The organism is Mesorhizobium sp. BR1-1-3, assembly GCF_020165455.1.
Classification (GTDB): Bacteria; Pseudomonadota; Alphaproteobacteria; order Rhizobiales; family Rhizobiaceae; genus Mesorhizobium; species Mesorhizobium ciceri.
Genome location: NZ_JAIUIC010000019.1, coordinates 27,779 through 52,330, shown reverse-complemented (window position 1 = coordinate 52,330; position 24,552 = coordinate 27,779). Strand labels below are relative to the sequence as shown.

General features: G+C 57.7%; 18 protein-coding genes. 4 read left to right on the top strand and 14 right to left on the bottom strand.

From position 1 onward, the window contains the following. Positions 1-103: 103 nt before the first annotated feature. Positions 104-559 (bottom strand): MucR family transcriptional regulator, encoded by a 456-nt coding sequence (locus LB559_RS30355; protein ID WP_027163549.1) that lies wholly within the window; start codon positions 557-559, stop codon positions 104-106. A 406-nt stretch (positions 560-965) separates the two neighbouring features. Then, positions 966-1,388 (bottom strand): ArsR/SmtB family transcription factor, encoded by a 423-nt coding sequence (locus LB559_RS33200; RefSeq protein WP_224675706.1) that lies wholly within the window; start codon positions 1,386-1,388, stop codon positions 966-968. A 1,266-nt stretch (positions 1,389-2,654) separates the two neighbouring features. On the opposite strand from LB559_RS33200, the gene LB559_RS30345 reads away from it, so the two are divergent. From LB559_RS30345 to LB559_RS30335, 3 genes are all read left to right on the top strand, one after another. After that, positions 2,655-2,879 carry a hypothetical protein gene (locus tag LB559_RS30345; RefSeq protein ID WP_224675705.1) on the top strand — a complete coding sequence of 75 codons (225 nt, stop codon included), beginning with the start codon at positions 2,655-2,657 and terminating at the stop codon, positions 2,877-2,879. 698 nt (positions 2,880-3,577) lie between these two features. Then, positions 3,578-4,336 (top strand): LuxR C-terminal-related transcriptional regulator, encoded by a 759-nt coding sequence (locus LB559_RS30340; protein WP_411970134.1) that lies wholly within the window; start codon positions 3,578-3,580, stop codon positions 4,334-4,336. 371 nt (positions 4,337-4,707) lie between these two features. Next, complete coding sequence (locus LB559_RS30335) at positions 4,708-6,132, top strand: glutamate-1-semialdehyde 2,1-aminomutase (RefSeq protein ID WP_224675704.1); 1,425 nt, start codon at positions 4,708-4,710, stop codon at positions 6,130-6,132. A gap of 190 nt (positions 6,133-6,322) precedes the next feature. Here LB559_RS30335 and LB559_RS30330 read toward each other — a convergent pair whose 3' ends face one another. The 4 genes from LB559_RS30330 to LB559_RS30315 form a co-directional block, all read right to left on the bottom strand. Beyond that, entirely contained in the window at positions 6,323-6,601 is a 279-nt protein-coding gene (locus tag LB559_RS30330; protein ID WP_224675703.1) for a hypothetical protein, read from the bottom strand. Between the two features lie 168 nt (positions 6,602-6,769). Next, positions 6,770-7,423, bottom strand: a complete 654-nt coding sequence (locus tag LB559_RS30325; protein ID WP_224675702.1) for a PIG-L deacetylase family protein — start codon at positions 7,421-7,423, stop codon at positions 6,770-6,772. After that, positions 7,420-8,235: a sugar phosphate nucleotidyltransferase gene (locus LB559_RS30320; protein ID WP_224675701.1), complete on the bottom strand. Its 816-nt coding sequence runs from the start codon at positions 8,233-8,235 to the stop codon at positions 7,420-7,422. Before LB559_RS30320 ends, LB559_RS30325 begins: the two co-directional genes overlap by 4 nt. Further along, on the bottom strand, positions 8,232-9,527 hold the full coding sequence (locus tag LB559_RS30315; RefSeq protein ID WP_224675700.1) for a class I SAM-dependent methyltransferase: 1,296 nt from the start codon (positions 9,525-9,527) through the stop codon (positions 8,232-8,234). Before LB559_RS30315 ends, LB559_RS30320 begins: the two co-directional genes overlap by 4 nt. Positions 9,528-9,841: 314 nt before the next feature. On the opposite strand from LB559_RS30315, the gene rfbC reads away from it, so the two are divergent. Next, positions 9,842-10,381, top strand: coding sequence for a dTDP-4-dehydrorhamnose 3,5-epimerase (gene rfbC / locus LB559_RS30310; RefSeq protein WP_224675699.1), 540 nt, complete (start codon positions 9,842-9,844; stop codon positions 10,379-10,381). A gap of 330 nt (positions 10,382-10,711) precedes the next feature. Here rfbC and LB559_RS30305 read toward each other — a convergent pair whose 3' ends face one another. From LB559_RS30305 to LB559_RS30270, 8 genes are all read right to left on the bottom strand, one after another. Further along, positions 10,712-12,034, bottom strand: coding sequence for a DUF4910 domain-containing protein (locus LB559_RS30305; RefSeq protein WP_224675698.1), 1,323 nt, complete (start codon positions 12,032-12,034; stop codon positions 10,712-10,714). Between the two features lie 4 nt (positions 12,035-12,038). Then, positions 12,039-13,100, bottom strand: a complete 1,062-nt coding sequence (locus LB559_RS30300; RefSeq protein ID WP_224675697.1) for an NAD-dependent epimerase/dehydratase family protein — start codon at positions 13,098-13,100, stop codon at positions 12,039-12,041. A 239-nt stretch (positions 13,101-13,339) separates the two neighbouring features. Further along, positions 13,340-15,256, bottom strand: a complete 1,917-nt coding sequence (locus tag LB559_RS30295; protein ID WP_224675696.1) for a PQQ-binding-like beta-propeller repeat protein — start codon at positions 15,254-15,256, stop codon at positions 13,340-13,342. A gap of 425 nt (positions 15,257-15,681) precedes the next feature. Next, a complete protein-coding gene (locus LB559_RS30290; protein WP_224675695.1) occupies positions 15,682-19,077 on the bottom strand; it encodes a GumC family protein in 3,396 nt (1,131 codons plus the stop codon). Positions 19,078-19,491: 414 nt separating this feature from the next. Next, complete coding sequence (locus LB559_RS30285; protein ID WP_224675694.1) at positions 19,492-20,508, bottom strand: glycosyltransferase family 8 protein; 1,017 nt, start codon at positions 20,506-20,508, stop codon at positions 19,492-19,494. A 37-nt stretch (positions 20,509-20,545) separates the two neighbouring features. Continuing rightward, on the bottom strand, positions 20,546-21,526 hold the full coding sequence (locus LB559_RS30280; RefSeq protein ID WP_224675693.1) for a glycosyltransferase family 2 protein: 981 nt from the start codon (positions 21,524-21,526) through the stop codon (positions 20,546-20,548). Between the two features lie 358 nt (positions 21,527-21,884). Then, the gene (locus LB559_RS30275; protein WP_224675692.1) at positions 21,885-23,183 is read right to left on the bottom strand and encodes a polysaccharide pyruvyl transferase family protein; all 1,299 of its coding nucleotides are present in this window, start codon (positions 23,181-23,183) and stop codon (positions 21,885-21,887) included. Next, complete coding sequence (locus tag LB559_RS30270) at positions 23,180-24,529, bottom strand: DUF4038 domain-containing protein (RefSeq protein WP_224675691.1); 1,350 nt, start codon at positions 24,527-24,529, stop codon at positions 23,180-23,182. The genes LB559_RS30275 and LB559_RS30270 overlap by 4 nt, the downstream gene beginning before the upstream one ends. Positions 24,530-24,552 lie beyond the last annotated feature (23 nt).

Genomic DNA, 24,552 nt, shown 5'->3' with positions numbered 1-24,552 from the left:
AACAGAGGACGGTATGTTGTATCCAGGCCTTTGGAGCCGAGCGATATTGTGATGCTGGCATTGTGATCCAGTCTGCCCCGCCGCCTTTGATAGACACCTGTTGTTAGGCCTTAGCTTTCCGATTCGCTGGTGTTTTCCTCAACGGCGTTTTTGCAGTTGGCTTGCGGCCGAGTCCGCTGGATTTCGCGAGGGCTGACCGCTGGGCCGCGTAGCTCGGTGCAACCATGGGATAGTCCTTGGCGAGCCCCCACCTGGCTCTGTACTCGTCGGGTGTCATTCCCAGCAACCCAAGGTGGCGCTTCATAGACTTGAACTTGCGTCCGTCCTCCAGGCTGATGATGTAATCGGGAAACACGGACTTTTTTGGATTGACTGCCGGAACAAACGCGGGCGGCGTCGCTTCCACCGGCCGACCCAATCCCGACAAGGCAGAATTGACGCTGGCGATCAATTCGGGAAGACCGGCCGCCGGAATGGCGTTCTTCTGGACATATGCCGCCACTATGTCGGCGGTGAGCTGCAACAACTGGACCTGCGGTGCTTCAGCGTCATTCTGCATATTTCGAGTTTCCCATTTGATCGGCTTTGTTTCTATTGAGGAACTTTACAACGTGCAACGGCCCAAAGATCATGGATGGGGCTCCACGCGAAGAAACCTGTCTATATTTTAAGGGGTGGCACCGCACCTGACCTACCCGCTGGCAACTGACTGACGGCAGGATTTTTTTCAATGCCGGCCTTGAGGCAGTAGCAGGATACCGAGTGTTTATAGCGCAAGTCGGAGTACGTCCAATCGGGCGCGTCGTCAGCGCGACCATAGTCGGCGGCATTCGCCAATCCACAGGGTATGCGTCAGCCGTTTCGCGATCCGGGGGCTGAGGCCGCAGAGAAAACCGGCGGGTGGCAACAATCGCGCGGGTGATCTTCTCGATCCAACGGTGTCTAACCGAGATTCCTGGGGATGATCACTCGTCCCTCCGGGAATCGCTGACGCTTTGACAAACTCGGTTTTCCAGACCGGGGGCCGAGTGCACAAGATCCTGGCATGTCACCGCCAAGGCACCGCCACCGAGCGGAGCCGCTTGCCCAGACTGCTGGACAGCAACCATAACATTCCATTTGCAAAGCAGATCGCGTACCGCTCGATTTTCAGAGGAAAAATATACATTCCGGCCGTCCCGGCGGATTTTTACGAGCCCAACTTCCCGGAGCTTGGCTATGTGGTGCCACGAGGCTGTCCGGCTAATATTAAGCCGTTCGCGAATTTTGCGATCCGGCAATTCATAGTCGAGCAGCAAGCTCAAAATGTGCAGCCGCCGCGCATTGCCCAGCACCTCCAGAAATTCGGCCGCTCGTGCGGCGTTAGCCCTTAGTCCGTCCGAGACCATGGATGCCTCTTCCCAAGCAACTTGCCGTCCCGCCCGAAGACTGCGGAACAATCGATCTCTTCATTGAACACGGCCAGATCATCTGGCACGAGCCACTGGGCGTAGGACCGAAGCCGTCTCAATCCACAAGCCTTGGCATGCCTCTCGGCGCGCTCGGATTCAAGTCCAGCCATCGTTGAGCGCTGTTGTTGGATTGGCACGAAACCATTGAGGCGTGCTTCCGCCAGCTGACTGGCCCAGCAAGACGTGACCTGTTCCACTCACCGCTCCTTTGCGTGACCCGGCAGACAAAATACCACAGCCATGTCGATTGTGTCGGCTCCTCCATTATGATTAAGGCGGTGGGTTCTCTCCCTCCTGCATTTCGGAGTTAGCCCTTTTGACGGTATGATTGCATTGCATATCAACGGATGCGCGGATGGGTTATTTTCCGTTTCGACCGAGCCTCCGTTGTTGGGCGCGACGCAGGCGGGCCGAAGCTTTCAACACATCGACTTGCTCGGTGCGATGTAGTGTCATTCGATGACCAACACCGCCTCCCCTTCCCTCTGATGGCCTCCATCGATTACCAAAATCGTAAATCCGCGACCTATAGTGCCAGTCGCTTCGTCCGGCCTTCGTTGAGCCCCCAGCCGATTGGATATCGCTCTGCCTAAGCACTCTTTGGTTCCCCTTGAACGATCATAAATTGAATCGTGTGGCAGGCCTGAGCATCGAGTAGCAACCATGGGCCTCGTGCTACGGGTGACCGGCGCCCCCGACCCGAAATCGTTGGTCGCCCCCTCTTTTCTGAAGGATACGGGGTCCCCTCTGTAGCCCGCCAACCACCCCATCATTATGAGGATTGCTTGCGGCGGGGGGGCGAGCGATGCCGTAACCGCTGAAATCTGGCGTCCTCCTTCCCAGTCGATGTTAACCGCGATCAGCACCGATTGGCCAATGACGACGCCAGCTTCGCGTAATCCCTGGGCGGCATCGGGATGATAGGCAAAAGCCTCCTGGCTTTTTTGTTTTGAGCGAGGCCTCACGAAGGCTGGTCAGCGGTTCTGGCAATCTTCACCATGCGGCCTTGCCTCCTGCAAACGGCTAACTCGCAATCGAGCGAACGCTACTAAAGAACGCCTCGACCAAGGAAATTGGTATCTTACAATACCGGCGCAGGCTTGTTGGGCTTTCAGTTGCAAATCCTGTGTCGATGATGAAATCATGCGAGCGCTTGGCAACGGGCAGTTTAATTCAAGTTCCGCCACCAGGAGGAGAAGCGGTATGACCACTCAGGTTGTACATCGCGTATTCGGTCCCAAGCAGGTCAGGCAATTCAGGGAAGTCTACGAGCGCGCGCGCGTCGTGGAGGCAACTTACCCCGATTCGCACATTGCCAGCAAAGCCGCCAAAAGGCTGATCGAGGCATTCGAAGCCGAGATCCAGACTGACGGGACGGTTCTGGATTTTCAGCGGCTATGTGAAGCCAACCCCCTGGGGACCGCCTGAGACCGGGCCGTTGTCTGGCGAAGGCACGATAAACCGCTTCATCTGCCGACGTCGGCCATGCCCTGCAGGTGGATCACGCTTGCCGTTCCAAATCAAATTTCGGAAGTGGGTCGCCATGCGGAGCGATAGGGGAGCCATGGGGTTTTGGGCGGCGGTGGCTCCCCTATCCTGTCTCCGCATTTTGTTCGCAGACAGGCGGCGTACGCTCGAGCAGACGCCGGCAAAATCCAGTGTTCAGCGTGGCGTATACGTCGTCAACGAAGCTTTTGGAGGTATGATGCAGCGTTGTCAGGAGGTGCGAGCAAACCCAACTACCGCCTATCGTATGAGACAGACCCGCCGAATTAACCGCAAGAGCACGTGCAAACGACACAGTGCCCGGTAAGCGAGGATACCTATAGCCTGGCGCAGCACGGGCATGCGCCTCAGTTCGGGCCGCTCGCGCGGGTCAAACGGGTTTGGAGGCCCGTCTTCTCAACGTAAAAATTTACCGAAAAAATTAACTTATGTTAGAGAACACTAATAAATAGCTCTTACACTCTCGAGGCTGCTTTCAATGTCAGCAGCCACGTTGCTCGAGGTTAGCAATCAGCCTTGAGCGTGGAAAATGGGTCGGGTACCAAAACTTCCAATTCTAAAAAATGGGGCGCTTATCGCGCGCCACAGGGTACCTTCGTTGGGGAAGGGTGAGTATAGGTATGGGTTCTACAGAAGGACTGCACAGTTACGGTTCGACAAATCAATCAAGAGTTACGTCCAGCGGCACACAAAATCTCCACCAAGAAGCAGGTAAGCAATACCTGCTCATGCTGGACGGGAGAGCCTTAGACCGCGAGTGTCTCGCATCGGCGCTTGAGGACCATGAACTGGGCATGGCGGTCGTCGCGATGGGTTCGATCGAAGAATGGCGCACAAGGAAGGGTTCGGCTTCTCCCCTTTCAACGATACTCTTCAACCTCGGCGGCCGGAAGGTCACGGATCATGGCATTGCAGAAGAAATCAAGCACATTTCGTCCGAGTTCAAGACCGTCCCGGTGGTCATCCTGGCCGACACCGAAGATCTTGCACAGGTCCTGACGGCTCTCGAATGCGGCGCACGCGGCTACATTCCGACTTCGGTCGGGATCGATGTGTGTGTCGAAGCAATCAACTTGGCTGCAGCCGGAGGCATCTTCGTTCCGGCCAGTAGTGTCCTTTCGATGCGGCACCTGATAAAATCAGGCAACTGCGACCCCCGGCCCTTGACGGGCATGTTCACGCTCAGGCAGGCAGAGGTCGCCCAGGCACTGCGACGCGGCAAGGCGAACAAAATCATCGCCCACGAACTGAACCTTCGCGAAAGCACTGTGAAGGTTCACATTCGAAACATCATGAAGAAATTGAAGGCGACCAACCGCACGGAGGTCGCCTACAAGGTGAACGATCTCTTCGCAGAAGGACCTCTGTGCCAAGAGTAATCGTATCAACAAGACGGCCGTCCTGGTTCAGTCCAGGGGGGTCGTCTTTTTTTCGTCAACGGAACATTTCAGCGAAGGTCGATGGATTTCGCGTTGCCGCACTGCCGGCGCCACGCGAGACAAATGGCCGTCGATCATTTCGTTGCCCCGGACCCCTCTGACAGCGTACTGCAGATAGATATTCGCGGAGTGCTTCCGACCCGCCCGGATTGTCGCGATGATCTGTCCTGTAGCCCCTCAAAAGCGGTTCCATTGCGCGGCAGCAACGTCGGTTCCTGGCTATCCACCATAAGTGCTAGCTGATGACCTTATGGCGAACGCGTAATCCTGAGCCGACCATGTAGACTTGCTGCCGGAATGGAGTGGTTGGCATGCCCGAGCAAAGCCTTCGTTTTCGCAAATCCGTCCGCCTGCAGGAACGCGGTCGCGAACTGATCCCCGGCGGTAGCCACACTTACGCGAAAGGCGAGGACCAGTATCCAATCCTGGCGCCTGGCTTCATCGAACGTGGCTTGGGGTGCCATGTCTGGGACGTCGACGGGAACGAGTACATCGAATACGGCATGGGCAATCGTTCGGTCGGGCTGGGGCACGCCTACCCGCCCGTGGTCCGAGCGGTGGAGAGGACCCTCCAAGGGGGCTCGAATTTTACACGGCCCGCCAGGATCGAAATCGACTGCGCCGAGACGTTCCTGGAGCTTATCGGGGCGCAGATGGTGAAGTTCTGCAAGGACGGCTCCGACGCGACCTCCGGGGCAGTTCGCCTTGCTCGCGCTTATACCGGTCGCGATCTCGTCGCCTGCTGCGCCGATCATCCGTTCTTTTCGACGGACGATTGGTTCATCGGAACCACACCGATGAGTGCCGGCATTCCGGAAGCGGTCCGAAAGCTCACCGTTTCTTTCCGGTACAACGACATCGCTAGCGTGAAAGAATTGTTCGACAGGCACCCCGGCAGGTTGGCAGCCCTTATCCTCGAGCCTTCCCGCGGTGACGATCCGGTGGACGGGTTCCTCGCTGAAGTCCAGCGTCTCTGCAGGGAAAAGGGCGCCCTGCTTATATTCGACGAGATGATCACCGGGTTCAGATGGCACGCTGCCGGTGCGCAGAAGCTCTATGGTATAGAGCCGGACTTGTCGACTTTCGGCAAAGCACTTGGCAATGGGTTTTCGGTCTCGGCCCTCGCAGGCAAACGCGAATACATGCGCCTTGGCGGCCTCGAGCATACGGACCGCCCAAGGGTGTTTCTCCTGTCGACCACACACGGCGCGGAGACCCACGCACTGGCGGCGGCGATCGCAAACATGCGGATTTACCAAAACGAACCGGTGATCGAACACCTGCACTGTCAGGGGACGAAATTGAAGAAGGGGATTACAGAGGCTGCCAGTCGTCATGGGGTGGACAGGCACTTCAAGGTCGTCGGCCGTCCCTGCTGCCTGGCATTTGCCACGCTCGACGCTGACGGAAAGCCTTCGCAGGCCTATCGCTCGCTGTTCCTGCAGGAGACGATCAGGCGTGGAGTGCTTACACCGTCTCTCGTCGTCAGCTACACGCATGACGATGCCGCCGTCATGAAGACAATAGAGGCCGTCGACGGTGCACTGGCCGTGTATGCGCAGGCCCTGGAATCGGGAACAAACCGCTTCCTGGTAGGTCGTCCCTCACAGGTTGTCTTCCGCCGTTTCAATATGAGTGATAGCCGAGCTGAAGCAAAGGGGACTTCAGAGACCTTTCAAGTCCCGAATGCAACGGCCACGGGGCAAACCGAAAGCCGGCTCGCGGCGACATCTTAACGTCTCTGAGGCCTTCTTATCCTCTCGACCCCCTACGACCATCGCGGCAATCCTGCGATGTTCCCTTGCGTCATGAGACAGGATTACTCAGTTGCGGGAACAACAAGCCGCAAGCTATCATCGGCGAGCACAGGTGCAGCACACTGGCCGAAGCCATCGATTGCTCGCACGGCCTGCGGAAACCGCCTGATCAATCTGCAGTGGCAACAAGCTCGGGGAACGTGTGGTTTCCCACCCACAGAACGGCTTCCTCGATGGTATCGAAGTTCTTGTGCAACCCGTTCAGCAGCCCAAAGCCTGTCTCGAGGAACCATTTGCCTTTCGTGCTGTAGGCTTCCTCGTCAATCCGAGTAAGGACGGCGACCAGCTGGTCAGATTTCCACACCAGAACCCCGGCCTCTCCCCCTTCGACGGTTCCTATTCGAGCTTCGCTGCAAAAAAATCCAGGCGCAACGTTCGCATTGCCCATTTTGACAAAAATCCCTTCACTTCAAAAGAAATGGTGGAAGGACGCCGTAGGATTTTCTGTGGGTTTTAGCCCAGCGGCAGGGAATCAATTAACAGATCGCACAGTCAGTTCAACCTGTTTCATCCGATAATCCACTGTTCATTTTTTCGCGAAAATGTGCGCGAAACGCTACAATATTTTGACCTTCCTTACCGTGAAGGCCTCGGCAAAATGCTCGGGTGCCCGGCATTCCATCCCGCGCAACCGTGCAAGGCCGACGAATGTCTCGCGATCGAACCAGTCCTTGGAGCGCTGCGACCCGAAGTGCTCGTGAAGGAGTCCGATCTTGCGTTCCAGCAGGTCAGCCGTAAGCGGCATGTAGGCGTTGGGTTGGCAAAGATCGCCATCCCATTTCGGAATCTCGTATTCGAGCACAAGATGATCGCGGAAGACGTTCCAGGTCAGTTGGTTGACCTCCCGATGATCCTGATGAGCATCGAACTTGGCGTGGGTCAACACCACGTCCGGACGTGTCCTTGACCTTACGTCCAATAGCCGCTGCTTTATCGATCGGCTATGGGCGGGGAAACAGCTGTCCTCAAAATCCGCAACCTCGACAGTGGACGAGCATGATCCTTCGAGGAAGGCTTCGGCAGAAGCCCGGGCTTCGGCCGAGCGCTGGTCGCCGGCGCTCAGGACACACCAGAAGACGTGCAGCTTTACCCCCGACGCGATCAGACTGAGTATCATGCCGCCCGCGCCGATCTCAATGTCGTCGGAATGAGCTCCAAGGCAGAGTATCGAGAGTTCCTCTCCGCCACGTGCGAGGCCAAGCCCCCTCATGATGCGGCCAACACCACATTGCGCCTATTCTTCCCGGCGGTGAGCCTCATATTCCAGGGCATGTCGCCTTTTTCGACCATGTCTTCAAGCGACTGCCAGTCGCGAAGTGTATCCATCGAACGCCAGAACCCTTCGTGCTTGTATGCCATCAGCATGTTGTCATCGATCAATCGCTTGAAAGGTTCGAGAACGAGTTCCTCACCGTCACGCATGTAGTCGAATATTTCGGGGCGGAACACGAAGTACCCCCCATTGATCCAGATCTCGGACGTCTCCGTCGTGCGGAATTCTCGCACGCGACCGTCCTCAGCGATGTCGGCCAAATGGTATGTCAGCGGCGCGCGCACGGCGAGGAAGCAGCCGATCTTATTGCTGGCCTCGAATTTCGCGATCATATCGTCAAGGTCGACATCGGTCAGGCCATCGGAGTAGTTGGCCAGAAACATCTTTTCGTTCCTAACGTAGTCTCTCGCTGCCCAGAGACGTTCTCCGATGTTGCGCCAGATGCCCGTATCGAGAAGGGTAATGCTCCAGTCCTTGATCGTGTCACCCAGCAGCTTCACGTCCTGTCCTCCATGCGTGACGACGCAATCGCAAAAGGTCTGCGGCCGGGTATTGAGGAAGAACTCTTTGATGACATTGGCCTTGTAGCCCAGACACAAGACGAATTCATCGTGCCCGTAGTCGCTGTACCACTGCATCACATGGCGCAGGATCGGCTGCTGGCCGAGCGGTATCATCGGCTTCGGTATGCTGTCGGAATAGTCGCGAATGCGGGTCCCGCGGCCGCCGCAGAAAAGGACGACTTTCATTTTCTTAACTCCGATGGGTCGATCACGGTCACGAAAGGAATTGGCACCACGAATTTCGCGTTCCAAGCGGCGACATGGTGCATCTGCTGAATGATCTCGTCCTTCAGGTTCCACGGAAGGATCAGGATGTAGTCTGGCTTGGCCTGCTCGATTGCCTCGATCGGTTTGACCGGGATGTGCATACCCGGCGTGTAGCGGCCATGTTTGTATGGATTGCGGTCCACCGTGAAATCGAGGAAGTCGGTGCCAATGGCGCAGTAGTTGAGCAGCGTGTTGCCTTTGCCAGGCGCGCCGTAACCGCAAATAGTCTTGCCCTCTTCCTTGGCCGCAATCAGGAACGCGAGGAGATCGCGCTTTGCGCGCTGCGCCTTGTAGCCGAACGAGGCGTAGGTCGTCATTTCCGTCAGCCCATGCCTCTTTTCGCGATCGAGCAGTTCGGCGACACTGTCAAGCGCAGCCCGGTCGCTGCACTGGTGGGCGAGATAGACCCGCAGCGAGCCACCATGAGTGGGCAGTTCCTCGACGTCGATCAGCCGCAGCCCGTGCCGGGCCGCCATGAATTCGATCGTCAGCAGCGAGAAATAGGAAAAATGTTCGTGGTAGATTGTGTCGAACTGGTTCTCCATCATCAGCCGCTCGACGTGCGGAAACTCGAGGGTGACCACGCCCTCGGGTTTGAGCAGGATCTTAATTCCCGCGACGAAGTCGTTGAGGTCGGGCACCTGCGCCAAGACATTGTTGCCGATGATCAGGTCGGCGTGCAGTCCTTCGGCCACCATCTGAACTGCCAGCCGCGCCCCGAAGAAGTCCACCCGCGTGGGCACGCCCTTTTCCACCGCAGCGCGCGCAACGTTGGCCGCAGGCTCGATGCCAAGCACTGGGACGCCGAGTGCCAGGAAGTGCTGAAGCAGGTAACCGTCATTGCTTGCGAGTTCGACCGCGAAACTGTGGGCGCCAAGCCCAAGTCGCTTAGCGATTGCCCCGCAATATGCTTTCGAGTGGGCGACCCAGCTTGTCGAGAAGGAAGAGAAGTAAGCGTATTCGCTGAATATGGTCTCGGGGCTCACATACTCCTTCAGCTGCACTAGATAGCAGCGCTCACAGACCAGGACGTTGAGCGGGTAATAGAGTTCCACCTGGTCAAGCTGGCCGGCCTGCAGGAAGCTCTCGCAAGGAGGCGACATGCCCAGATCGACCAGACCGTGCCGCAGGCGCGATCCGCACAGCCTGCAACTGACATTCTGGCGTGCCATGTTTTGATCGCGAGCGATTTCAACAGCCTGAATATTCATCCCGTCCCCGCTCCTTTGAAAAACGGAGACGCTGGGTGGCTGACCTGCCCGCCCGCGCTCCGCAGGACTCATTTCGAACAAGGTTAGGATGGGTCCCCTCCGGGTTCGATTTGCCAATACGTTTGGTGCGTTAATCCTTAAAGGGATAGGGTATGGCATTGACCGCGCAGCGACCTCCCAACGGGGTAATGCGATTGGCCCGGCATACTGCGATCGGAGAAGCCAGCTAAGGCTTAGGTCGCTCTTCCTGCCCTGGCAGGCGGTGCCGACAATCGTACGGCCGGTCCTTGCCCGGCTGCTGGGATTTAGTTTGCATGCGATTCACCGAAACAGTGCTGAAGGGCGTCTGGTTGATCGAGCCGACGTCCGTGGTTGATGATCGCGGTTCCTTCACGCGCCTGTTCTGTGAAAAGGAAATGGCCGATTGCGGGCTGGCGGCCCGCTTTGTCCAGCACAGTCGCGCACATTCGGTCAAAAAGGGAACACTGCGGGGATTGCATTTCCAGAGCGACCCTTACGCCGAGGTGAAACTCGTCTCCTGCACCTACGGGGCGATTTTCGACGTCGTGGTGGATCTCCGCCCGAACTCGCCGACACGCTACCACTGGCTGGGCTTCGAGCTAACGCCGCAGAACATGAGGCAGGTCTACATACCTGCCGGGTTCGCCCACGGGCTCCAGACCCTTACGGATGCTACCGAAGTGTCGTATCTCATATCGCAGTTCTATACGCCCCATGCGTCGACGGGCGTCCGCTACAACGACCCCGTCTTTTCGATAGGCTGGCCTTTGATGCCGACGGCGATGTCGGAAAGGGACAGGACGTGGCCGCTGCTGAAGAAGCAGGTGTCCTAGCCCAAGGCTCCGTCCTTAAAAGTTCACCGGAAGGTGTCGTCCTAATCTCTTCTCCGGGACCAGCTTGCGGTTTGCTACGGCTAGACTCAGCATCATTGTTCCTTTGAGCCCAAATGGTGGAGGGTCGACGTACACCGGAATTGAATGCAGGTGTCCGGGCCCGTCCACTTGCTAGCAGCAGCGGCCCGCATATGTGCTTCGGGCTATGCTGATAGTATAGATGCGTCGCTCTGGAACGAACGCTTCAAATCCCGACTTTTTCTCCTGATCCCTTAATAAGATCGAGCCATACAGACGTGATTTGTATTTGACAAAAGTGCAGGACGGCGTTCATGGCGCCGCGTCGGCCAACAAGCCATGATCCGCGAGCAGCCTCGCCGCTGCGGCCAGCTCTCTGAACGGCAAGCCCGAGCGCTCCGCCATCGAAAGAAGCGAATAGCGGCCGTCGGCAAGGTTGAGCACCCACAGCAAGGCCATCGAGGTTGCTCCCGAAGACGGCTGCCCACCCAGAGCGGCGTAGAGGCCACGCTTGCCCAGTTGCGGTTCGCCCTTTGGGCACAGGTTCAACGGGGTCCAGTCTCCTTCAACGATGTCAATAACTTCCGTGAGGATGCGGAAAGAATCTTCCAAGTGCTCCGGCCTGATAAAGTCGAGATTGTCAGCCGACGTATGGTATTCGGGGAAGGTGCCGTGAACGCTGCGCTGGAACATGCCGACGGGAAGATCGAAGCCAGGCGAACAATATTGCCGCTCGTCATAGCCGTAAGGTGAGAAATCGATCAATTTTGCCCCGGCTTCCCGCCCCAGCACATGAGCCATCGCGCGATCGATGAAGGCGTCGCCACGGCGGCTGCGCTTGTATGACGGACTTCCCGCGTCCCCCAGGCACGACAGTACCAGGCCATGGTCAATGAGACGTGCCTGATCCTCGTTGCGAGACAGCCAGGCGATCGAACCGATCGTCCCCGGAGCGAACAGGAAGCGATAGCTGTATCGTGTTTTTCTTTCCTTCAGGCTCTTGGCGAAGGTAGCGAGCAGGGCCAGGCCTGAACAGTTATCGTTGGCCAGTGATGGATGGCAGATATGTGCCGAAAGAAGGAATTCCCGCTCGGTCTGCCCGCGGTGCAGGTGTTCGCCGTAAGCTAGGCTGCCATCCTTCAGTTCAGCATCGATCTCCACCAGGTAGAGACCATCGGGCATCGTGGCCACGCGCTCGTGGGCTACGCAAAAACCCCATGTCGCAGCATAGTAGCTGGTGCGATACGGGATCAATTGGGGCTGCTCCGGCAACGTATGGATATGAGACTTCAACTCGTTGAGCGGCAGGATTCCCTTGAAGGGCAAGCTGTAATTGACAATGTGCAGGTTGGAGTCGGCAAAATCCACGACCGTCTTTCCGTCCGGGCCTATGATGCTGGCCGAATGGATGTTCCATTCTTTTGGAACGGTCCAGTCGAATAGCTGCGTGCCGGTGGGAATCTCATGGCGGTCCAGGTCAACCTGCTCGGACAGGATGTCCAGCGTTTGCCGCACCCCGTCTCCGGTGATGCTCCTGCAAATCGGAAAGAGACGTTCGGCCAGGGCATGGATTTCCTGGCCTACGCCGATGGAAGAGGAGGGACGGCCGAGTCCTTCGAGAGTTATGTGTTCCATCCGGTTAGCCTGCCGCTGCCTCCAACTGCCGCGACGGTTTGGTGACCCGCATCCGCTCGTCCAGGAGCCCGTTGGCCAAAAGATACCTAATATGGCCGATGCGCTGGAAGCGCGGTCCCTCGAAATCCTCGAGTGTGACATTCGACTCGCTGTAGGCTCGGTAAAGCTGCTCGGCGCCCTTGCGCGCATCCCATTGCGGCTTGAAGGCAGGAAGAGCGCGCGCGATCTTGTCGAAGTTGACGCGATAAGACCGTTTGTCGGGTCCGGCATCCGACGCGAATTCAAGCCGGCAGCCCGGTACGACTTCGGCGACAATCTCGGCTATGTCGCGGATCTTGTAGTTGTGGTCCGTCCGTCCCACGTTGAAGGCCTCGTTGTGGATGATCTCGCGCGGCGCTTCCAGTCCGGCGATGAACGCCCTGGAGATGTCCTCGATGTGGACGATCGGCCGCCACGGTGTTCCGTCGGATTTAAGCAGGATCACGCCCTTAGTGACGGCCCAGGCTACCAGATTGTTGAGCACAATATCGAAGCGGAGCCGGGGCGATACGCCGTAGGCTGTTGCCGGCCGGAGATAGGTTGGAGAGAAGCTGCTGTCGGCCAATTCGGAAATATCCCGCTCCGAGAGCACCTTTGACCGGCCGTAGGGCGTGACCGGGTTCAACTCGCCCGATTCGTCAACCACTCCCTCTCCCGCCTGGCCGTAATTGCTGCACGATGACGCAAGAAGGAACCGTGACACGCCCGCCTTCTTGGCGGCGTTTGCGAAGCGAACACTGCCCTTGTGGTTGATCTCATAGGTGATTTGCGGATCGAGATCAGACAACGGGTCGTTGGAAAGAGCCGCCAAGTGGATGACGGCGTCAAAGCCTTCCAGGTCGCGCGCATGTACATCCCTGACGTCCTTTTGGATCGAGGGAACGGACGCCTGCGCCCCACCCGAAGCAAAGGTGCAGCGGCGGTAGAGATCGCTGTCGTAACCCGTCACCGAATGCCCGGCGCGGAGCAGCATCGGCACCATCACCGAGCCGATATAGCCTTGATGGCCGGTTACCATGACTTTCATCACACACGTCTCCAGCAGATATGATGATAGAGGCTACTTGTGCAGAAAACAGTGCGGGAGAACGCCAATAGGCGATCAGGATGCCCCGTTGGACGAAGCCCTGCCGCCCCCTACTTCTTTCGAGTGGTGCGCACCTAGTCCCTTTGGGGGTTTGCGTCGCGCTCAGAGGTCGCCTGAATTTTGGTTTTTCAATTAGCGACCAAGGCTGCGGCACGCCAAGGCATGGCCTCCGGCTGGTCTCACAATCCAAGGACAAACAGTCCCCGACCGGCGGCGATCGCAATGACCTGCCGACCGTCCACCATAAACGAGATCGGAGCCGCTTTCGTTTCCCCGCCAAGCCGCGCGCGCCATAGCTCACGTCCGGTGGCGGAGTCGAGCGCGAACAGGACTCCTCCGGAGGCGCCGAACACCAAGCCGCCGGCAGTCGCAAGCAAGCCGCTGTAGCCCATATCCTTTGCCGAGGGCGAGAGAAATTCCCATATCCTCTTACCAGTCGCTGCGTCGAGCGCTCGCACCGCCGGGACGGGCGGGATAACCCACGCGGCTCCGCTCCCAACATATAGCCCTCCCTGCCCCCGCTCGACTTCCTTGTCACTGGTCTTTGAAAAAATGGATGCCCCCTCGGTCGTGGGCACGAAGACCAGCCGATGGCTCGCGTCAAAGGCCGGATTTTGCCAATTCGTGCCCCCGCTCCCTGGCTTTGTCAGGCGTCCCGAGGCCGATACGCCGCGCGACATGATCGGCCGCCCTGCCGAGTCGAGGCCCTCAGCCCAATTTTGCTCTACGAAGGCCACTCCCGTGAGGAATTCCCCTGTGACCCTATCGAGTACATAGTAGAAGCCATTCCTGTTTGCCCAGCAAATCACCTTCCGGTCGACGCCATGGACCTTGAGTTCGGCAAGGATCGGCGTCTGGTTGGAATCCCAGTCATGTTCGTCATGTGGCGTAAACTGAAAATGCCATGCCAGCTTGCCTGAATTCGCGTGCAGCGCGATCACGCTGTTGGTGAAGAGATTGTCGCCGAGGCGTGTCTCGCCGGCATAGTCAGGGGCTGGATTGCCCACTCCCCAGTAAAGAAGATCGAGCGAGGGATCGTAGCTGCCCGTGATCCATGTTGGGCCGCCGCCGGATTGCCATCCTTGGCCCTCCCATGTGTCATGCCCCTCCTCGCCAGGGCCCGGTATCGTATAGAATTTCCACAACAGTTGGCCGCTCGCCGCATCGTAGGCGGCCAGAAATCCCCGAACGCCAAATTCGCCGCCAGCAACCCCAACCACCACAGCCTTGTTAACGACCAGTGGCGCTCCGGTGAGCGTAAAGCCCTCGGAACCTTTGGCCACCTCGGTTTCCCAAACGACCTTTCCGGTGTTGGCGTCGACGGCGACCAAAATGCCATCCAAGGTGCCCAAAAAGAGAGTATTGCCTAAAACAGCAAGTCCTCTGTTCACCCGTCCGCAGCACATCGGCAGGTTGTCGGGGACAGGTCTTTCGTATTTCCAGATGACGTTACCCGACCGAGTGTCGAAGGCAAAAATATTGGCTGGGGGCTCGGTGGTGAACAACGTTTCGCCGACGACGAGTGGCGTTGCCTCCATAATTCGATCAGAAGTGTCGAACTGATGAATCCAGCGGACCTTCAGTCGGGACACGTTTTCCTTTGTGATTTCGGCAAGCGGCGAATAACGCCGACCGTCCAAGGAACCCGAATAGGTCAACCATTGGTCGGCATTCGCCGCCAGCAGGTCGCCGTCGCTCACGTGGACATCGAGGTGAGCCGCGCGGTCTACGTTCCTGGCGGAAACCTCTGTCTGTAGCGACCTGATATAACCTACAACCCTCCAACGATCCCCGAACGACAAGTCTGCATTGGAACCCATGGGGGTGCCCGCGATGCCATCGCGTAAGACCTTGTAAATGGCCAGGTCGCTGTCGCCATGTGTGAGTGATCCGTCAAGCAGGGGAGCGCGCGCGCCGGATCCGTCGTGGCAGGCAACGCAGCGCCTGCGAAATATTTCGGCGCCGCGGGCGCGGTCCTCCGCAGTGATATGAGGATTAATGACTGCAGCATCCAGGGATCGCCCTTCCGTCACTGTTGGAGTCAAAACGAACCCGCTCGATGGGTTCGTCATCTGGAGCAGTTCCAGCCATGTCAAGTCCGGAACTCCGCCAACCGCCTTGCGCGAATAAAGTTGTATTCGCCACATAAAAGAGTGCCAAAATTTGGTACTCTTTGCCCCGTCTAACGGCTGAGGCATATTAACATAAAATACTGCTGCGAATATTAAAACGGCGACAAGTGAAACTATGACAAAATGAATGGAGCGTAATATACGTCTTTTATGGTCAATTGAATGTGACATTTGTTCTATTTCGGCATCTGCTTGGCCCGCATTTCACATGAGCGGAGGGGGCATATAGTCGGCCCGTTTCCCGCCAACCGGCGACAGGAGCCAGGGGAACATCCCTATGTCGTCGTCCCGATGCGGATGGCCCGACGCCTAATGCTCGGCAACGAACTTTTCCCGCAAGCGGGCCTTGACCGCAAGAAGGACAAAAGGAGTAACCCACCGCTCAGCGGTTAACTCATACGCCCCAAGAATAAGGCTCCTATCCGCATTGCCGATCCGCGCGTCAAAAGAGTTGTAGCCTTTCGGAGGAAAAGCCTCCTGACCGAGGGCAATCCATAGGCAGCGAGATACTTTCGTGACTGAACCGGGGCTCCGGTGATTAATACGCCAGCTATCGGCGCCTTTCTCGCTTGCATCGACCGAACGAGTTCCTTGAGCGCGTGGATATACGTTCTGCCCCATCTGGCGACCACGATGATGCCATCCAGACCTGGGCTGACCGCCAACTTTGCAGGTCCAGAAGTAAACGACGGAAGGACTATGATGACAATATTGTAGGCCTCCAATCCTTTGAAGGTGCTGCGCACGGGCTCTTGAGCGAGGAGTTCATAGGCGTCAGAAGACGAGCATAGAAGCATGTCGAATTCCCGATTCGGCACAGATACTATTTTTGGCGCAGCGGTGTGCGCGGCGTGCTCGCCAGCGGCAGGCGATCGCGCCAGCAGCAGCTTTGTCAGCTCCGGATGGGGGGCGTCCGCATCGAGGATCAGTACGCGCTGGCCACACATCGAATAGAGCGAAGCGAGGTTGGTTGCCGTCGAGCATTTATCCTCCCCTTCCACTGTTGACGTAATGCCGAGCCATTTCATGGAATGGCCGCTCCCGACTAGACTGATCGCGGTCTTGACGCGCCTGAGGCTATGGCTGAAGGGCGAATACGGAGAGCTTGTCACCTCATCCATCCGGCCGCTGTTTCCTTTGCGGCCCAATAGCGGCAACTCACCCAGGCATTCCAGACCGAGCTCCTCGCGGACTTGTTGCGAGGAACGAATGGTCCTGTCCAAAAGGTTGCGGATGAAAGCCAAGCCGACAGCGACCATGATGCCGACCAGCGCGCCGAAAGCCAACACCAACTCGGGTCGCGGGTGACCGGCTGACAGCGGCGGCGCGGCAGGTGTGATGATCCGGAGGTCTGCAATCGGATAAGACTCCTGGCTCAGAGAACTGGTGTGCGCCTGCAGGAAATTGCGGTACATCTTGCGGTAGATGTCCGCTGTCAGGTCGAGTTCCTCGAGCGAAGGCCTCTGCGTGACCTCGCTTGCGTTCCATTTCGTCTTTCCTTTGCTGGCTGGTCTAGCGACGCTGTAGTCGTGCCGAGCGCGAAATGCCTGTGCAATCTGCGTGGCATTGTTCATTTGGCTTCGCAGTTCGCCCAGACGTTTGTCGAGCCATGCGCCATCCTGGTGAGCCTCCGCCCCCTTGGTCCCCAGCTGTTCGAGCACGAGGGCATTTGCGGTGGCGTTTGCTATCTTTGCCGACAATTCGGGATCATGGGAACGGAAAGAGATTTCGATTGCGTACGAGCCACCGAGCCGACGGATGTCGAGGCCGTTCTGAAAAATCAGCATGGTACGGCGGTTGCGCTTGAAGTCTGCGCTCTCGGGTGTCGTGCTGTCAGCGGCGTCGGGGGGCGGCACTGCTTCGCCAACCGACTCGGAGGGGCGGGCATTCTCCGTCCCTTGGAAGCTGAATATTTTCGACAAGAACGCTCTGAACCTGTCGAACCGTTCCGCCAAGGTAGGGTTTTGCGGCCGATTGAAGGTCGCGTCGTCCCGCAGGTTGAGTTCGTCTATAACCATCATGGCGGTCTTTTCCGATCTCATCAGCGCGATTCGACTTTCGATCTGCGCCCTGTCCAGCGACAGGTTCACTTCACCCGAGTGGTGCTGGAGGAGCTTGGAGAGGTTCGACTCGATAAGAATTTGAGTGCTCGCCCTGTAGATGCGGTCAGTGGTGACAACGTAGATTCCCGCCGCGAGGATACCCGCCGCCAAGCAACACATGATTGAGCGAGCATACAGTTTCAGGAAACTTATAATGTCGAACAGGCTAATGAATTCCCGGTCAGTTGGGTCGTGCGAGCGGGACGCCGCCAGCCCGCCTACGTTCGCGGGTTGGGAGACAGCCGGATCGTCGATCAATCTTGGTGGTTCGTGCTGTCCAGGTGATTGCCTAGCGACAGCATGGCTGTTCCTGCGGGCGCGGACTCTAGTCGCGGCGATGACGGCAAGAGCGATGAAGAAAACGATGCCCGGGTCCGCGCTCCCACTCGAAATGGAAGCTGCAACGATTCCGGCTAAGGCGCAGGCTCGTACGGACGATACCACGGCATCCGTTTCGCGGTCGACATACGTCTTGAGCTCGCCGAGCCCGCGGATAAGGACAGCCAGAAGCACTACCATCATCAGGCTGCCTACAAAGCCGAGTTGCGAGACCACCGCAATCGGCCAGCTGGAAGCGCGCGAGCTGCCGAATCCGATGCCCAGGCCACTGGTGTCGGCAAAGGACTGAAGACTCTTGATATTCCAATACGCGCGTTCATGGCCGGAGTCCGAACTCCCCTTATTGATAAGGGTGGAGTCGACGAGCTCAATAATCGGATCGACGATGCGTTCGTCATAGAGGATGATTGCCATTACAGCGCAGACCCCAGCCAATACGAGCCCGACAATCAGGATTTCGTCAGCAGTAACGCGACCGGTCAGAAATGAACGACCTAGGGAAAATGCTACGGGAACGCTGAGCACGGCCAAGCCGACATATGCTGTCGACGAAGTACAAAGAAGCAACAAGCCCAGCAGTACCGCGGACAGCCAGCGGGCCAGCCGAGAGCCTGTCTTGCGCCAGTAGACGTAGCAGAATGAAAGGCATGCCAGGGAGACGCCACCGAAGGCCGATGCTTCGGAGTAGGCTCCGGCAATGCGGAAGAAGCCTGACTGGACCTGCTCTGTGAGCATCGCGTAGTTGGCAGTCCGGATCATCAGGAGAAGATCCCCAGCTCCCGCGAGCTTGCCCACCAGGTCGATCAATCCCATGGCGACATGGAAGATGCACCAGATGAAAAAACCCCTTCGGATCTCGTCCATCCTGTCCTTGTTCAGAAGCAGGATGCAAAGGGCGATGGCGGTGAGGCCGCCAAGAATGAAATACCCGGTTTGCGAGATGTTGGACGAGACCGGCTCGAGTGATGCCTCGATGACGACCCCGTGGCGTGTCTTGGATTGGACGAAAGCGCTAGTCTGTCCCGCAAACAGACGCGGGAAAAGCCACGCGCCCGCCACTGCATAAAACATGAGGCTAACGAGTACCCACATGGGCCGGATCTTGCCGAATGCATCACCGAGGTCCTGCAAAATCCGCCTCTTGGCGGCGACCCCCGTCAGCAGAAGGAATCCGAAGAAAGTGTAGATAAGCGGCGAGGACCCCCCAAGAGAGCTGAGCGTCATCAGAGCTGTAGAGCCGAAAGCTAACGATGCGAGCAGTCCTATGATTAAGGGCGCCCGGCAATAAATTGCCGTCAGCAGAATTCCGGCGCAGACGATGAGACCAACCGGAGAGATCTGCATCTGTTTTCAGGCCCTCTTGCGCAGGCGATCCAGGCGCGATTGCACCAGCCCTTCCTTTTCGGGAAACAATGCCTGACCGGCAAGCGGAGCAATGGGAGTAACAGGGCGGCGACAAGGTTGAGCGCACTATCCTTTAGGTGTACGGGCATTAGCCTGCTCGACTGTTGGGGCCCACAATGATTTCGGGAGAAATCGCCGCCCTAATCGCGCGTTGGGAACGGTTCTCTTGGCCAGCCCGCGCGCAAGACGGCAGCGAGAGGAACGTCCGTCGCAAGGGTGTCGCAACGCTTCATCCGAGCCGCCGCCAGGCAGCGGCAAGCGGCCATGATATCCGCGTGGGATGTCGGCAAGAGCTCCGGACAGAAGCGTCGCCCGTTCGACTTTTGCATGCCCGCACGTGTCACTGTACACGTGTCACTGTAACAGCAAGGATAGGATCTTTTGCCTGCGTGTAAATCTCCTCCAAGGATACACCCACTTCATGCGAAATCTGTTGCGTTGCCGGTGTGCGAGACCCGCGACGACCTGCTCCTTTGGGGGGACCGGAAGTGTAACATGGCAGTTTTCGAGCAATACTTCTGCTTGGCGATAGAACCTGTTGAAATAATTATCCCAGGGCCAGCCTGGTGCGTCCCAGGGTTTGGGGGCACCAACGAAGTGCCAGATCGTCGGCTTGATTCCTCGCTCACGTGGGTCGAGCGCCATCATATATTCGCTCTGATAATTGTAGCGCAAAGGCAGTAAGTTGACGTTTCCCCGCGCCGCGTGATTGAGCGCGCTTTGGTCGGATGCGATGCAGCAGTCGGGATGCTCGCGTAAAAAACAAATCGCCGACGCTGCGATAGAATTCCATGCGCTTTTCGACGTATATATGACACCGGAATTGAAATAAAAAGACGCACTGCATCCCAAACTTCTGAGATAGACAATGTCTCTGCGCTTAGAAAAACTTAGTTCGTCTACGTATATCCTCATGAAGTCCGACACCGCCATCAGGCCGGACTCGGGCGGCGAGATGGCCAATAAGCTCTCGAGCTCGTCATCCACCATGGTGTCGCCATCGATGTACAGAAAACGTTCGACATCCTCTCCCAACAGTGAACCAATCCATAGCCGTGCCAGCGCGATGGGGGGGACGACGTCGCGATGAAGTAGGGAGAGTTCGGCCAGCTGCGGGAAACGAGCCGCTCTGATTGAGATTTTTGTTCCGGAAACAGCCACCCCAAATTGCTGCAACCACGCCTCCTCCGCATCGACGACGAACAGATAGATGGGGGTGCCCATCAACGTATTTGCGTCAGCCGATAACGCCGCTGCAAATGTCGGCAGAAAGTAATTCTTATCTGTTAGAAGAATTACTGCTGCCTTTCCAGTAGATCTCGCGTTTGGTCTCTGTTCGGCGATTGGCGAAGTATCGCTTAAATCCGACATTCCCGGCCCCTTCAATGTTGAATTCTTTGCAAAGCGGCTAAGGGCGTGTACCCCCAAGAACCTCTAGAATGACCTGTCTCGCACGTTTGAGGGAGCCGTCGGTCCTGAACAGGTGACGGATCGGCGGTAAAAGCATGGTGGCCGGATCAAGACTTCTGCCGAACTTGAAAAGATCCACGCCCGCTGTGCGCCTGCCCCGTATCAGATGCGATATCGCTGACCAGTAGGCGGCCGCAGCCAAATTGCGACGGACTGCGCGACAAAGCGTTGGTGCGTTGGGCATGGTGCTACCTTCGTGAGCAAAGAAGCTGTCCAACACAGTTTCATACTCCTGCAATCTGCGGCGTGCGTCCTGCCACATAACTTGAGAGATATTGGCCGTATGTTCACGAATTATCGCCAGTGGCACGGATAGCTCCGCAACGCGTCCGCGGCGGGCCAAGCGCAGCGCCATTTCCAGATCGTCGAGCAGCGGGACGGTCGGCCGATAGTGGCCCACTACTTTCTGCACGGATGTCCGCACAAGCATTGCGTGGGCAGTCAGGTTGAATTTCATCTTCCGGCAGCACATCTCGATCAACCGGTCCCCATCCGTCAGGGTCCAGCCGTCGGCGTGTGCACCTAGGGCAGGAATGTCGTTGCCTACCCAGGGTGCCATGTGCTTGCCCAAAACAAACGACACCTCTGGAAAACGGTCGAGGAGCGCTACCCCAAGGCGAAGGGCACCGGGGACGAGCAAATCATCGGCACAAAGGATCATGAAATAATCGGCGCGCGCCAAATCCACGCCCTCGTTGAATGAGGCGTGCGAGCCTAGATTTGCCTGATGGCAAATGACCTCGACCCTACCGTCGCGCGCCGCCAGCCGATGTGCCACCTCGACACTGTTATCAGTGGAAGCGTTGTCGATGATGACGATCCTAACATCCTCGACTCCCTGGATGAGAACGCTTTGAACGCATTGCGGCAGGAAATGCGCGTAGTTGAAACAGGGGATGACAATGTCAACGCTAGCCATCAATCAGAATCTCCAATGAATGAGGATTTGCCAGGTCGCGTGTGTCCTCCTGGACTTCTTCAGCGTCATCTCCATCGAAACGATTGCGGCTCGCACGAGCCGGGCCGACAGCAGGCTAGCATCTTGGCGTCGATGTTGACCTTCAGACGATGGGTGTAGCCTCTACCCCTGCTCCGCAACTTTCGGATGAATGCCGGTTAGCGATTGCCAGTGGCGCGCCACGAGGGACAAGCGCATGACACCAATCTAGGTTGTCCAGAAATCCCGATTGATCGTCGAGAGTGCGCATCCAAGCGCGACGGAGCGTCTTGGTCCTGTTGTGTAAAAGCCGTATCGCCCAAGCACCGCGTGTTGCGTATCAAGCGATCGTGCTAAAGAGCAGGCGCGCCTCCTGCCGACGGATCTGTTTCCGCAACGTGGCTAGCCGCTCACTGATTGCCTGTTCGTGTTTTTCCCTAGCTGCCCTCAGCTGCGAAAACTGTGCGACCAGCATTTCGACATTGAACGTTTCGATATGCTGGCAGAACCCGCCCAGGCCCATTTCTTCCATCAGCACGTCGTTCTTCCTGGCATAACTCAGTGAAATGGTCGGCCTGCACATCTTCAATGCACAAACGATATTATGAAAGCGCGTTGCGACCACGATGTCGGTCAGCGCCATCTGCCCCATGACGTCGCTCAGCGAATTGACCCGCTCATATGCCAGTTTTGCTTCGGGCCTGATGTGCTTCACTGCCGCCTGGAGCGCAGCGATGGCGATGCGGTCTTCGTCGTCACCTGTAAGAAGCCGGACGTCGTGCCCACAGTCCAAGAGATGGACGACAAAATTTGCCAGTTTGTCGATGTACTGGAAAAAGATTGACTGGCCGCCTTCGGCAAAACCGTACCAGCCGCGATAGGCCATGACGCCTATACCCACCCTCAGCGCCTCGGGCCGACCGCGATGAGACAGTGTCGGCGCCGGCAGGCCGAAGGCGAGGTCCGGATAGATCGCGTCTGCACGGGTGTCGAAGCCGACACTTTCCATAAATTCTTTGGATAGGAGGTCTCGGTAGGACCGGTAATGGCTCAATCGGGCCGCCGACATCATCAAAAGGCGGCTCAGTCGGTTCCTGATCGGTCCTGCCCCGATGCTGACAAAGGCAATGCGCGTCCCAGCCAGCCGGGCCGCAAAGCACCATTTCAGGATGTCGTAAGGCATTCCCGCCGGCCTTTCGCCGAAATCGTCCAGGATTCCGGTGCCCGGGAAAATCATCACGTCGGCCTTGCGGACGTGCCAGTACGTGCGCGCGAAATCGGTGAGTTTTCCGGGTATCTTCAGGAATAACCTGTTGATCGTTCCGGACAGGCCGCGCGCCGGGCCATTCCTGCGAATTGGCAAAGTCTCGATCCCGAATGTGTGTTTGACGACGCCAGGCTCACCGCAGACGCACAAAAGTTCCGCCTCGGGCCTCTCTCTTCTCAGAAACCCGATCATGGCCTCGAGCGACCCATCATTGCCGAGATTGCCGCTGCCGAATAGCCCGAGCAAGACCATCGTTTGAGGCGCCCTACGCAGGACAGTTGGATGCTCGCTTGGATCGTGAGATGCCGCCTTGATTGAGTTGGCGCTTGCGAGGCTGTCCAACTTGACTGCGGCGCCAATCTCGACCGTCATTGGCTTTGTACCGGGTGCGATTGAAGTTCCAATATCCAATCCGCATGATCGCCCGTTGGCGGGGCGAAATAGCTGACATCCGCCGAAAACGGTGACCCAGGAACTGCCTTGCTCCTTCCCGTGGAAGGATCGACCCACAGAGCCCAAACCAGCGGCCCCGCTAGCTGTGCGAGGTCAAGGGTAATGCCCCTCCCGTTGGGGAGGTAGAGGATTGCGAGCACCCCATCAGGTGTCCGCGCGGACATTGTCCGGGCCTTATAGTTGCCTCGTCCGGCGATAAGGAAATCGTTCCCCGTATCAGGTTCGAGCTGCCACCAGGTGATCGACGAAAAGAATTCGTTAAGGGTTTGCATGCTCCTCGCCCCTGGGCTGTCGAGCGCCTTCTCCCAGTTTGTTTCGGCTGGCCAGAGGCCGGGTCCGCCAAAGTGCCATATCGGGTTGTTGCCGAACATGTGCCCAGTAGCACCAGAAAGTATCGCCTGGTAGGCCTGCACCCTTACGCGATGGGCGTCTGCGCCGAATTCATTTTCGTAGGCACTCTCCATTAGGAAATAGGGCATCTCGCTCATGGCGTACTGGACCAGGGCCGCCGCGTGGACGGGCTGGTAGGTGTAGACATTGTTTATGGACAGCCAGGGTTCCTTGCGCCAGTAGTCCACAGCCGCCGTTTCGGGCCCGTTGTGCGCAGTTTGCAGGGCATCCGGGTCGGTTTCCGAGATTCCTTCGGCGACAGCCCTGACCAAGCCCTTGTTCGGCAAATTGTAGTCGCCGCCTTCCACCCAAACGATGTTTCCGAGGCTGCCGTAGCGCTGTCCGACGAATCGACCGTAAGCCCGAAGCGTTGTTTCCCCGCTGGCGGCCATTTCCTTGTACCAGCCTTGGTCCCCGCCTCCGTAGCCGAGATAGGCAGGGGCAAGCAGCACCACGAAACCGAGATCGCGTGCCCTGCGCAAGACCCAGTCAGCGTGCCTGAAATAGGCTTCGTTGGGCGCGCTGAAGTCGCCATCGTGAAGGAAAGGGCGGTCCCCGTAGGCGTTGGCCGGAGCGTTGCGGGCAAAACGATGCTCGATGAGGTTGATCAGCACCGTGTTGAATCCGCGAGCGCGTCGGTCACGAAGATACACATCTGCTTCCTCGTTGTTCAAATCGCCGAGCAACGACCAGGCTGTGTCGCCGTTCATCAGAAAGGCACAACCAGACGCGTCTTGCAGATATCGCTTGCCAGCTTGTACGCGGAGAGGGAACGGTCTTTCGGCATGGGCCGCTGCCGCTATTTCGCATGCCTGGCCGCCGAAGGTCATCGCGGCCAGCAGGCACAAAGCGAAGCCACAGAAGCGTATATCCATGATGTGGTTCAGACCTCCATCTG